This is a genomic window from Siccirubricoccus phaeus, assembly GCF_008360935.1.
GTDB lineage: Bacteria > Pseudomonadota > Alphaproteobacteria > Acetobacterales > Acetobacteraceae > Siccirubricoccus > Siccirubricoccus phaeus.
This window is the reverse complement of the sequence record NZ_SRXO01000015.1, coordinates 46,795-58,801: the sequence shown is the minus strand read 5'-3', so window position 1 is coordinate 58,801 and position 12,007 is coordinate 46,795. Positions and strand designations below refer to the sequence as shown.

The window sequence follows — 12,007 nt, the reverse complement described above, 5'->3', positions numbered from 1 at the left end:
CGGGGGGGGGGGGGGGGGGGGGGCGGGGGGGGCCGGCCGGGGGGGGGGGGGGGGGGGGGCCCCCCCCCCCCCCCTGACGGAGCCCCCGCCCTTGCATCCCCTTTCCCCCCCTGCCACACACCCTGCGCTGCCACGCAAAAGCCCATGACCGACCCAGCCTCTCCCTTCGCCCCGCCCGCCGGGCTGCTGCCCGCCGGCCTGATGGACCTGCTGCCGCCCGAGGCGGAGCGGGAGGCGGCTTTGGTCGAGGCGCTGATGGCCGGCTTCACCCGCCACGGCTATGAGCGCGTGAAGCCCCCGCTGCTGGAATTCGAGGACAGCCTCCTCGCCGGTTCCGGCGCCGCCGTGGCCGAGCAGACCTTCCGGCTGATGGACCCGGTCAGCCAGCGCATGATGGGCCTCCGCGCCGATACCACCCCGCAGGTCGCCCGCATCGCCGCCACCCGGCTGGGCCTGCAGGGCCGCCCGCTGCGCCTCTGCTATGCCGGCCAGGTGCTGCGCGTCCGCGGCAGCCAATTGGCGCCCGAGCGCCAGATGCCGCAGGCCGGCATCGAGCTGATCGGCACTGCCTCCCCCGCCGCGGATGCCGAGGTGGCGACCGTCGCGGCCGAGGCCCTCGGAGCCGTGGGCGTCGCGCCCATCTCCCTCGACATCACCCTGCCGACCATGACGCCCACCCTGCTGGACCTCTCCGGCCTGCCGGCGGAGCGCCGCCAGGGCCTGGCGCATGCGCTGGACCGCAAGGATGCCGCCATGGTCGCCGCCCTCTCCGCCGAGGCCGGCGTGCTGGCGGCCTGCCTGCCGGCGCTGCTCGCCGCCGCCGGCCCGGCCGATGCAGCGCTGGCGGCGCTCGCCGCCGCTCCGCTGCCCCAGGCGGCGCGGGAGATCGCCGACAATGCCGCCGCCATCATCGCTGCGATCCGCCGGCGCGCCCCGGGGCTGCGCCTGACGCTGGACCCGGCCGAGTTCCGCGGCTTCCGCTACCATGTCGGCGTCGCCTTCACCCTCTACGGCCCCGGCCGCAGCGGGGAGCTGGCGCGGGGCGGCCGCTACCTCTCCCTGAATGACGAGCCGGCGACGGGGATGACCCTCTACCCGGATGCGGTGCTGCGCGCCGCGCCCGCCGCGCCGCCGCGCCCGCGCCTCTTCCTGCCGGAGGGCACGCCGGAAGCCGTGGCGGCGGGCTTCCGCGCCCAGGGCTTCGCCACCGTGGCGGCGCTCTCGGCGGCGGATGCGCCGCGGGCGCTCCGCTGCACGCATATCCTGCGGGACGGCCAGGCCGTGCCGCTGCCGAAGGAGTAGGCGCATGGCCAATGTTGCCGTGATCGGCGCCCAATGGGGCGATGAGGGCAAGGGCAAGGTGGTGGACTGGCTCGCCAGCCGGGCCGATATCGTCGTGCGCTTCCAGGGCGGCCACAATGCCGGCCATACGCTGGTGGTGGGGAACGAGACCTACAAGCTCTCCCTGCTGCCCTCCGGCGTGGTGCGCGGCAAGCTCGGCATCATCGGCAATGGCGTGGTGCTGGACCCGGATGCGCTGCTCGCCGAGATCGCGAAGGTCACGGCGCAGGGGCTGCAGGTCTCGCCGGAGAATCTCCGCATCGCGGAGAACGTGCCCTTGATCCTCCCGCTGCATCCGGCGCTGGACAAGGCGCGGGAGGCGGCGCGGGGCGGCGACAAGATCGGCACCACCGGCCGCGGCATCGGCCCGGCCTATGAGGACAAGGTGGGGCGGCGCTCCATCCGGCTCTGCGACCTGGCGGAGCCGGAGACGCTCTCGAAGAAGCTCGACGAGCTGCTGCTGCACCACAATTCCCTGCTGAAGGGCCTCGGCGCGCCGCTGTTCGAGAAGCAGGCGCTGCTGGATGGGCTGCTTTCCCTGGCGCCGAAGCTGCTGCCTTACGCCGAGGCGGTGTGGGAGCGGCTGGATGCGGCCCGGCATGCCGGCCAGCGCGTGCTGTTCGAGGGCGCGCAGGCGGTGATGCTGGATGTCGATCACGGCACCTACCCCTATGTCACCTCCTCCAACACCGTCGCCGGCAATGCCGCTTCGGGGGCGGGGATCGGGCCGGATGCGGTCGGCATGGTGCTGGGCATCGCCAAGGCCTACAGCACGCGGGTCGGCAGCGGGCCCTTCCCGACCGAGCTGCATGACGAGATCGGCCGCGGCCTCGGCGATCGCGGCCGGGAATTCGGCACCGTCACCGGCCGGCGCCGGCGCTGCGGCTGGTTCGATGCCTGCCTGGTGCGGCAGGCGGTGAAGCTCGGCGGCATCCAGGGCCTGGCGCTGACCAAGCTGGACGTGCTGGACGGGCTCGCCGAGCTGAAGATCTGCACCGGCTACCGCATCCATGGCGAGACCTATCGCCGCCTGCCCGCCGCCTTCCAGGCCCAGGCCGCGGCGGAGCCGGTCTACGAGACGCTGGAGGGCTGGAGCACCAGCACCATGGGCGCCCGGAGCTATGCCGAGCTGCCGGCGGCGGCGGTGAAGTATGTCCGCCGGATCGAGGAGCTGGTGGAGGCGCCGGTGGTGCTGCTGAGCACCAGCCCGGACCGCGACGACACCATCACGCTGCGGGATCCCTTCGCGGGGTAGGGGCCGATCCGGGGCGGGATCGGGAACCTCCCGCCCGCCGGGACGAGCGCGGGGCAAGCGGCCAGGCTTCGGGCGCCGCGCCCCGCTCAGCGGAATTCCTCGGCCCGCCACCGGCGCTGGAAGCGCGGCAGGTCCGCGCGGGTGAGGCCGATATCGGCCAGCATGCGGGTGCTGAGGGCCGCCAGCTCCGCCGCCGCGTGCCGCTCCCGCCAATGCGCCCTGAGCGCCGCGAGGAGGCGGGCACAGCGCGCGCCCAGGCCAGGGGAAGGGCGCGTCCCGGGAGGGGCGGCGTAGGAGAGCAGGCCGTCGCCGGCCCGGAAGGACCGTGGATCGTCGATTCGCATGTGGTGGCTTTCCCCGATGCGGCTCCTTCGCGGAGCCTTTCGGGGCCCATCCTGGGCGGGGCCGACGGCCGGAGGATGACAGGGAGCGCGGCGAAGCGTTGCAGCCGTAACACCGAGCAGGACGCCGCCGGCCGGAAGCTGCTTCCCCGGATCGCCGCCTGCGCTAGCCTCCCCCCATGCGGCGACTTCCCCTTGGCCCCATGGAGGCGTTCGTGGCGGTGGCAAGGCTGGGAAGCCTGGCCCGGGCGGCGCAATCCATGCATCTCACCGTCCCCGCCCTCAGCCGGCGCATCGCGCTGCTGGAGGCGCAGCTCGGCATGCCGCTCTTCCGCCGCCTGCCGCGCGGCCTGGCGCTGACCGAGTCCGGCGCCGCCTATTTCGCCGCCATCGGCCCGGCCTGGGAGAGCCTCGCCACCGCCACCGAGGCCATGCGCGGCGCCGGCCGGCGCCCGCTCCGCCTCACCGTCATGCCGAGCTTCGCGGCGCAATGGCTGGTGCCGCGGCTGGGCGGCTGGGCGTCCCGCCATGCGGGTACCGAGATCGAGCTGGAGACCGGCCCCGAGCCGGTGGATCTGCGCGCCCGGCCGGATCTGGACGGGGCCATCCGGCTGGGTATCGGGCCCTGGCCGGGTCTGCTGGCGGAGCCCTTCCTGCCGGTGCTGGCCTTTCCCGTGGCGCGGCCCGGTCTGGCGGTGGGGCCGGACGCGGCGGCGCTGCTGCGGCTGCCCCTGATCGGCACGACCCACCAGCCGGAATTTTGGCGCGAATACCTCGCCGCGCATGGCGTGGCGGAGCCCGCGCCGCCGCTCGCCCGCAGCTTCGACAACCTTTCCCTGGTCTATGAGGCGGCCGCCGCGGGCCAGGGCGTGGCGCTGGGGCTGGACCCGGTGGTGCGGCCTTACCTGCAAGCCGGCCGGCTGGTGGCGCTGCCGCCCGGGCCGGTGCGGCTTTCGCGGCAATTCCACCTGGTGCGGCGGCGCGGCGCTGGGCGGCCCGGCCGCGCCATGGCGCTGTTCCGCGACTGGCTGCGGCGGGAGGCCGCCGCCTTCCTAGCCGCGCCTTGCACGGCGCTGAACCCCGGCGCCCTGGAACTGAATGGTGGCGCCCCCGCCCGGCCCCTAGCCTCCGCGGGCGAAGGGGGCCGGCGCTGACGCGGCGGCCGAGGGAGCCCGCGCCATGCCCGCCTACCGCCTGCATTACTTCCCGGAATCCGGCAACAGCTACAAGCTGGCCCTGATGCTCACCCTCTGCGGCCAGGGCTTCGAGCCCGTCTGGACCGATTTCGGCGGCGGCGTCACCCGCACCCCCGCATGGCGCACGGCGGTGAACCCGATGGGCGAGATCCCGGTGCTGGAGGAGGATGGCGCGCGCCTGACCCAGACCGCCCCCATCCTGCTCCGCCTCGCCGAGCGCTACGGCCAGTACGGCGCGCGCGACGCGGCGGAGCGCTTCGAGCTGCTGCGCTGGCTGTTCTGGGACAACCAGAAGCTCAGCGGCTTCCTCGCCGCCTATCGCTATCGCCGTGCCTTCACCCCGGACCCTGATCTGGCGGTGCTCGCCTGGATGCGCGAGCGGCTGCTGGATTTCCTCGGCATCCTCGCCGGGCACCTGGCGGCGCACCCCTTCCTGCTGGGGGAACGGGCGACCATCGCCGACCTGTCCATGTGCGCCTACCTGTCCTTCCCCGCGGAGGAGACCGGCTTCGACCTCGCCGCCGACTATCCGGCGATCCGCGCCTGGTTGGACCGCATCGCCGCCCTGCCGGGCTGGCGCGCCCCCTACGATCTGCTGCCTGGCCAGCGCCTGCCCTACCACGCCCCGCCGGGCTAGGTTGGCAGGGCGGCCTCCGGCGGCCGTGGGAGACTGCCATGAAGCCGTTCTGGATCGGACTCGGAGCCCTGCTGATGTGCGGTGACGCCCTTGCCCAACCCGCTCCCCGGCGGGACGAATTCTACTGGCTGGGCGAGATCAACAAGGCCAGCGCCGTCATCAACAACCAGGAGGGGCTGCTGGACCCCGCCTTGGCGCCGCGCCTCGCCGCCGGGCTGCAGCAGGTGCTGCGCGCCGGCGACCAGCCGGGCGGCCGTCGCCCCACCCTGGTCATCACCTTCGAGCCGCTGCTGATCGAGGCCGCCGGCGTCGATGCCACGCTGCTGCATGCCGGCCGCTCCAGCCAGGACATGCTGGCCACCGTCCGCGCCGCCATCCTGCGCGACGAGCTGCTGCAGCTCGCCGCCGCGCTGGAGAAGGTGGAGGCGAATCTGCTGCGCCTGGCCGCGCAGCACGCCGCCACCGTGGTGCCCAACTACACCAACGGCGTCGCCGCCCAGCCCAACAGCTATGGCCATTACCTGCTGGGCCACCTGGCCGGCTTCCGCCGCGATTCGGAAAGGCTGCGCTCGGCCTTCGCCCGGCTGGACCATTCCCCCATGGGCACCACCGTGCTGAACGGCACGAGCTGGCCGCTGAACCGCGAGCGCATGGCGCGCTATCTCGGCTTCCCCGTGCTGGTCGAGAATGCCTATGACGCCGCGCAGATCCTCGCCACCGAGATGCCGGTGGAGATCGGCGCCGTCGCCACCTCGCTCGCGCTGCATGTCGGCGCCTTCGTCGAGGATGTGATGACGCAATACGCCCAGGCGCGGCCGTGGATCCTGCTGCGCGAGGGCGAGGGCAACACCTATGTCTCCTCCGCCATGCCGCAGAAGCGCAACCCCGGCCTGCTGAACGACACGCGGGCCGAGGCGTCCCGCGTCATTGCGCTGGGCCAGGGGCGGGCAATCCAGGCGCACAATATTCCGCCGGGGATGAGCGACGCCAAGGCGGTGCGCGACAACGCCGCCGTCACCGGCGGCGCCACGCGCATGCTGGTGGCGTTCGACCGCGTGCTCTCGGCGCTGGTGCTGAGCCCGGAGCGGGCACTGGAGGAGCTGAACAGCGACTGGACCGCCTCCCAGGAACTCGCCGACCTGCTGATGCGAGAGCACAGGCTGCCCTTCCGCGTCGGCCACCACTTCGCCTCCGGCATCGTGGACTATGCGCGGGAACACGACATCCGGCCGAGCGACTTCCCCTATGCCGAGGCGCGACGCATCTACGCCGACACGCTGCGGCACGAGATGCAGGTGGAGAATGCCAGCCTGCCGCTGGACGAGGCGGCGTTCCGCGCGGCGCTGGACCCGGTGGCGATCGTCCGGGCGCGCGCCACTTCCGGCGGGCCGCAGCCGGCCGAGATGGCGCGGATGATCGCGGGCGCGCGGGAGGCGTTGGCGGCGCAGAGGCGATGGCGGGAGGAAAGCCGCGGCCGCATCGACGGGGCGCTGGCCGCGCTGGACGCGGATTTCGCGAAGCTGCTGCCGGCGCGGTAGGGGCGGGGGCTTCGCCCCCAACCCCGGCAGGGGGCGCCGCCCCTTGCACCCCCGCCGGGGAGGGGAGCCCCTCCCCGGACCCTAGCGCGAGTCTGCTAGAGCGTGATCGGTTGAGGTCGAATCGACCGAAACCATGAATCACGCGACCGAACAATGAGCTAGAGCGGGCGGGTGAGCGCAGCGCAACCGATCCCGCTCTAGTTCAGCCGTCGGGTCCGAAACCCGGACGGGGCCGGGGGCAAGGCCCCTAAGCGAATCTCTCCGCCCGGTACGGCGCCGGGTCCGTGAAGGGCTCCCCGCCGGCCATCATCTCCCCCAGCAGCCGCCCCGTGGTCGGCCCCAGCGTCAGTCCCTGATGCGCATGGCCGAAGGCGCACCATGCCCCCTGCTGCCCTGGCAGCTTCCCAATGATCGGCAGCATGTCCGGCGTGCAGGGCCTGACGCCCATCCAGGGCGCGTTCTCCACGCGGTCGCCCAGCGGCAACAGCCCGCGCGCCACGGGCTCCGCCCGTTCCAACTGCACCGGCGTCGCCGGCGAATCCAGCCGGGCGAATTCCGCGCCGGTGGTCAGGCGGATGCCCGCCCGCATCGGCGCCAGCAGGAAGCCGCTTTCGGTGTCCAGCACCGGCCGGTGCAGCACCGCATTGCCGCGCAGCCCGTAATGCATGTGGTAGCCGCGCTTGCCGAAGATCGGCGGCGCATAGCCGAAGCGCCGAGTCAGCACCGCGGAATGCGCGCCGAGCGCCACCACCACCTCCGCCGCCTCCACCGGCCCGGACTCTGTCTGCACCCGCCAGCCGCTGCCGGCCTTCTCCAGCGTCAGCGCATCGCCCCGCAGCAGCCGGCCGCCCTCGGCGGTGAACATGCCGGCATAGGCGACCGTCAGCGCATGCGGGTCGCTGACCGAAAGCGGGTCCGTCCAGTGAATCGCCCCGGTACGGGAGACGAGGAGGGAGGGTTCCGCCTCCGCCAGCCCCTTCGCATCCAGCGCCAGGTAGTTCACGCCGTAATCGCGCTTCGCCACTTCCGCCTGCGCCAGCGCCGCGTCCAGCAGCTTGCGGTCGCTGAACAGCCGCATCCAGCCGATCGGCCGCAGCAGCGCCTCCGCCGGCGTGCCGCGGGCCAGCGCCAGATGCTCGTCGATGCAGGTGACGATCAGCCTCGCATAGGCCGTCACCGCCTGCAGATAGCGTCGCGGCTCCGAATGCCACCAATATTGCAGCAGGGGCGAGGCGAAGCCCGGCAGCGCCAGCGGGTGGTAGGAGACGTCGACGGCGCGGTTGCCGGCGATCCGCCGCAGCTCCGCGATGCCGCGGGGGAAGGGGTGCGGATAGACCGCCTCCCGCTGGATCAGCCCGCCATTGCCGAAGCTGGCGCCTTCGCCGGGGCCGTTGCGGTCCACCAGCGCCACCTCATAGCCGCGCCGCCGAAGATGCAGCGCCACCGAGACGCCGACCATGCCGGCGCCGAGGACGATGGCCGATTGCGGCATGATGCTCCTGTCGCTCCGCGCAGATGAAACCCGGTCCGGCGGCACGCAGAGGGGTGGCGCCGGGGGAATGCCCGCGCAACGGGGCGCCGGCCGCTCGGGCCGGGCAGGACCACGGCGGCGCGGACGATTCCCCAGGCGATCTGAGCCTAATGGGGGGTGGTTGGCAAGGTGATGGGGCTTCGCCCCATGCCCCACCAGGGGCGCTGCCCCAGGACCCCGCCGGGGGGTGGACCACCCCCCCGACCCCGGTGTGAGTCGGCAGGTTGAACCGCAAACTCGGACCGGGGTCCGGGGCCCGGGCCTGGCCCCGGCGGGGGCCGCGCCCCCGCCTGCCCTATTCCGCCGCCAGCGGCAGGTCCATCACCTCCGTCACCTTCGGCGGCGACATCGGCAGGCTGTAGAAGCGCCGCCCCAGCGCGTCGTGGACGGCGTTGGCGATGGCCGCGAGCGGCGGCACGATCGGCGCCTCGCCCACGCCCTTGACCCCCTGCGGGTGGCGCGGGTTCGGGATCTCCAGCACCACCGCCTCGATCATCGGCACGTCGGAGCAGACCGGCATGCGGTAGTCGAGGAAGTTGGCGTTATCCAGCCGCCCCTGCTTGTCGTACAGGTATTCCTCGGAGAGCGCCCAGCCGATCCCCTGCACCACGCCGCCCTGGATCTGGCCTTCCACATAGCTCGGGTGCAGGGCGCGCCCGACATCCTGCGCCGCGGTGTAGCGCAGCACCCGGACGATGCCGAGATCGACATCGACCTCGACATCCACCACATGCGTGGCGAAGCCCGGATCGGCGCCCTGGGTGTTGAGCTGGACGCCGGCGCCGATCGGCCCGCCCGTCTCATTCGCCTTCGCCGCCAGATCCTTCAGCGCCAGCGGCGGGAACTGCCCGGCATTCGGCCCGGCCGGGCGGCAGGCGCCGTTCTCGTAGATCACCGCCTCGGGGTCGATCTTCCAGATCTTCGCCGCCCGTTCCTTGAGCTGGCCGATGACCTTCTCCACCGACTGCGTCACCACCATGGCGGAGGCGAAGGTCACGCGGCTGCCGCCGGTGAGGTTGGAGAAGCCGATGGAGGCCGTGTCGCCGATGATGACCGAGACGCGGTCATGCTCCACCCCCAGCAGCTCCGCCGTGACATTGGCGATGGAGGCGCGGGAGCCGCCGACATCCGGATGGCCGGTGATGACCACCACATTGCCGTCCTCGGTGAGGTTCACCTGCGCGCTGCTCTCGCCGCCGGCATTGTACCAGAAGCCGGAAGCGACGCCGCGGCCGCGCTTGATGCCCGGGCGCGGGTTCTTCTCCAGCGGGGTCTTGTAGTGCTCGTGGTTCTGGATCGCCTCGATGGTTTCCTCGAAGGTCACCTGGTTGAAGGTGGCGCCATAGGCCGCCTTCATCCCCGTCTTGGCGCTGTTCCGGTGGCGCAGCTCCAGCGGGTCGATGCCGAGCTTCTCCGCCAGCTCATCCAGCACGCATTCGGTGGCGTAGGCGCCGATCGGTGCGCCCGGCGCCCGGTAGGCCGCGACCTTGGAGCGGTTGCAGACCACGTCGTAGCCCACCGAGAGCACATGCGGGATGGCATAGGGCGCGAAGGAGCAGCCGACCGGCCCGCGGATCGGCGAGCCGGGGAGGCAGCCGGCCTGCAGGTAGAAGGTGCCCTGGGCGGCGACGATGGTGCCGTCCTTCTTCGCGCCGATCTTGACGGTGGAGAGCGAGCCGGAGGTCGGGCCGGTGGCCCGCATCACCTCGTCCCGGCTCATCACCATCTTCACCGGCCGGCCGGACTTCTTCGAAAGCAGCAGTGCCAGCGGCTCGAGATAGATGATGGTCTTGGCGCCGAAGCCGCCGCCGATCTCGGCCGGGATCGCCCGGATATTGCTCTGCGGCACGCCCGTGAGGAGCGACGTCATGGCGCGGACCATGAACTGGCCCTGGGAGGAGGACCAGATGGTGGCACGGCCATCCGCGGCATAGCTCACCGTGCAGGCATGCGGCTCGATATAGCCCTGATGCACCGGGCGGGTGCGGAAGGTGCGCTCGATGACGACCTCCGCCTCGGCGAAGCCCTGCTCGATATCGCCGAGCTTCGCCACCATGGTGCCGGCGATGTTGGAGGGCTTGCCCTCATGCTGCAGGAAGGGGTGCAGGATCGGCGCGTCGGGCTTGATCGCGTCCTCGATCTCGATGGCGTGCGGCAGCACCTCGTACTGGACGTCGATCAGCCGGCAGGCCTCGGCGGCGATCTCCTCCGTCGTGGCGGCGACGGCGGCGATCGGGTGGCCGTGGAACAGCGCCTTCTCCCGCGCCATCACGTTGCGGCACATCCAGCGCATGTCCTGGATGCCGAGCATGACCGATTTGTCGGTGGGGAAATCGACGATGTCCTTCGCCGTGACCATCGCCTTCACGCCCGGCAGGGCTTCCGCCTTGCTGGTGTCGATCGACTTGATGACGGCGTGGGCGTGCGGGCTGCGCAGCACCTTGCCCCAGATCATGCCCGGCATGGTGGTGTCCGCCGCATAGGCGGCGCGGCCGGTCACCTTGTCGGCGCCGTCCGGGCGGACGGTGCGGGTGCCGATCCACTTGTTCTCAGCGGGGGTGATGACGTTCATGACGCGGTCTCCCTCATCTCGGCGGCGGTTTCCATGACGGCGCGGACGATCTTGTCATAGCCGGTGCAGCGGCAGAGATTGCCGGCTAGGCCGAAGCGCACCTCGGTCTCGGTGGGATCCGGGTTCTTCTCCAGCAGGGCGCGGGCGGCGATGAGCACGCCGGGCGTGCAGATGCCGCATTGCAGCGCCGCCATTTCCAGGAATTTCCGCTGCAGCGGGTGCAGCGTCTCGCCCTGCGCCATGCCCTCGATCGTGCCGATCTCATGCCCCTCGGCCTCGACCGCGAGGACGAGGCAGGAGCAGGTGAGGCGGCCGTCGAAGGTGATGGAGCAGGCGCCGCAATCCCCGGTGCCGCAGCCTTCCTTGGTGCCGGTCAGGCCGAGATTGTTGCGCAGCGCGTCGAGCAGGCTCTGCTGCGGTTCGCAGAGGAACTCCATCGGCTCGCCATTGATGGTCGTCGTGACGTGAATCCTGGCCATGAGTCTCAGCTCCTCCCGGCGCGCTCGGCGGCGACGGCCGTGACGCGCTTCAGCAGCACGCCCGCCACCTTGGTGCGGTAGGCGATGGTGCCGCGCTTGTCGTTGATGGGGTTGCAGGCGGCGCGGCAGGCGGCGGCGGCAGCCTCCAGCGCGCTCTCCTCCAGCTTCGAGCCGATAAGGGCCTTCGCGGCATCCTCGACCAGCAGCGGCACCGGCGCGACGGCGCCGAGCCCGACCCGGGCGGCGGTGACGGTGCCGCCCGCGAGGGTGAGGCTGACGCCGCAGCCGACCACGGCGATATCCATCTCCGTCCGCGGGATCATGCGCAGATAGGCATCGCTCGAGCCCTTCGGCCGCGGCGGCAGCGTGAAGCTGACGAGGATCTCGCCCGGCTGCAGGGTGGTGCGGCCGGGGCCGGCCGGCACCTTCTCCACCGGCAGGGTGCGGCGGCCATTGGGGCCCTGGATCGTCACCACGGCACCGGCGGCGATCATCGCCGGCACGCTGTCCCCGGCCGGCGAGGCGTTGCAGAGATTGCCGCCCGGGGAGGCGCGGCCCTGCACCTGCTTGGAGCCGATGAGGTTGATCGCCTCCAGCACGCCCGGCCAGACCTGGCCGAAGCGCGGATGGTCATGCAGCGTCGCGCCGCTGACCGCGGCGCCGATCACGAAGCCGCCATCCGGCTGTTCGGTGATGGCGGTCATTTCCTCGATCTTCTTGATGTCGATGATGGTGCCCGGCCGCACCACCCCGGCGCGCATCTGCACCAGCAGATCGGTGCCGCCGGCGAGGATCCGTGCCGAGCCCGCCGCAGCCGCCTGGGCGGCGGCGAAGGCGCCCACCGCATCCTCAAGCGTGCCGGGCGCGAGGTATCTGATCTCCGTCATTGAGTCGTTTCCCGTCCCAGACCAGCGCCCCTCGGGCAAGGTCGGTAGAAGGCTAGGCGGTTCCGCGCGGCCCGGCTAGCCCATGTGGGCGGCAAGCCCTTGGCGATGCGATGTAAAGCATTGGTATCAACGGGGCGGCGGCCGCGGAATGCTTGCATGACACAGGGCCTTGGCTTAGCGTCGCCGAGAGCAGCGGCACCCCTGTGCGCGCCGGCAATTCCCCGGAACCC

General features: G+C 72.2%; 10 protein-coding genes. 5 read left to right on the top strand and 5 right to left on the bottom strand.

All coding sequences use genetic code 11. The features are described 5' to 3' along the window. Window positions 1-144 precede the first annotated feature (144 nt). Window positions 145-1,302, top strand: coding sequence for an ATP phosphoribosyltransferase regulatory subunit (locus E5N76_RS19765; RefSeq protein WP_149539044.1), 1,158 nt, complete (start codon window positions 145-147; stop codon window positions 1,300-1,302). A gap of 4 nt (window positions 1,303-1,306) precedes the next feature. Beyond that, window positions 1,307-2,596, top strand: coding sequence for an adenylosuccinate synthase (locus E5N76_RS19760; RefSeq protein ID WP_149539043.1), 1,290 nt, complete (start codon window positions 1,307-1,309; stop codon window positions 2,594-2,596). Between the two features lie 86 nt (window positions 2,597-2,682). On the opposite strand, the gene E5N76_RS19755 is transcribed toward E5N76_RS19760, so the two are convergent. After that, window positions 2,683-2,940, bottom strand: coding sequence for a DUF1127 domain-containing protein (locus tag E5N76_RS19755; protein WP_149539042.1), 258 nt, complete (start codon window positions 2,938-2,940; stop codon window positions 2,683-2,685). A 176-nt stretch (window positions 2,941-3,116) separates the two neighbouring features. Here E5N76_RS19755 and E5N76_RS19750 point away from each other — a divergent pair, with 176 nt between their 5' ends. From E5N76_RS19750 to E5N76_RS19740, 3 genes are read left to right on the top strand one after another with little or no spacing between them, the layout of a single operon-like run. Then, window positions 3,117-4,091, top strand: coding sequence for a LysR substrate-binding domain-containing protein (locus E5N76_RS19750; protein ID WP_149539041.1), 975 nt, complete (start codon window positions 3,117-3,119; stop codon window positions 4,089-4,091). A 25-nt stretch (window positions 4,092-4,116) separates the two neighbouring features. After that, window positions 4,117-4,770: a glutathione S-transferase family protein gene (locus tag E5N76_RS19745; RefSeq protein WP_149539040.1), complete on the top strand. Its 654-nt coding sequence runs from the start codon at window positions 4,117-4,119 to the stop codon at window positions 4,768-4,770. A 38-nt stretch (window positions 4,771-4,808) separates the two neighbouring features. Next, window positions 4,809-6,308 carry an argininosuccinate lyase gene (locus E5N76_RS19740; protein WP_149539039.1) on the top strand — a complete coding sequence of 500 codons (1,500 nt, stop codon included), beginning with the start codon at window positions 4,809-4,811 and terminating at the stop codon, window positions 6,306-6,308. Between the two features lie 247 nt (window positions 6,309-6,555). Here E5N76_RS19740 and E5N76_RS19735 read toward each other — a convergent pair whose 3' ends face one another. The 4 genes from E5N76_RS19735 to E5N76_RS19720 form a co-directional block, all read right to left on the bottom strand. Beyond that, window positions 6,556-7,800: an NAD(P)/FAD-dependent oxidoreductase gene (locus tag E5N76_RS19735; RefSeq protein WP_149539038.1), complete on the bottom strand. Its 1,245-nt coding sequence runs from the start codon at window positions 7,798-7,800 to the stop codon at window positions 6,556-6,558. A 334-nt stretch (window positions 7,801-8,134) separates the two neighbouring features. Next, a complete protein-coding gene (locus tag E5N76_RS19730; RefSeq protein ID WP_149539037.1) occupies window positions 8,135-10,411 on the bottom strand; it encodes a xanthine dehydrogenase family protein molybdopterin-binding subunit in 2,277 nt (758 codons plus the stop codon). Beyond that, window positions 10,408-10,890, bottom strand: coding sequence for a (2Fe-2S)-binding protein (locus E5N76_RS19725; protein ID WP_149539036.1), 483 nt, complete (start codon window positions 10,888-10,890; stop codon window positions 10,408-10,410). Before E5N76_RS19725 ends, E5N76_RS19730 begins: the two co-directional genes overlap by 4 nt. Window positions 10,891-10,895: 5 nt before the next feature. Further along, window positions 10,896-11,777 (bottom strand): FAD binding domain-containing protein, encoded by an 882-nt coding sequence (locus tag E5N76_RS19720; protein ID WP_207792033.1) that lies wholly within the window; start codon window positions 11,775-11,777, stop codon window positions 10,896-10,898. Window positions 11,778-12,007 lie beyond the last annotated feature (230 nt).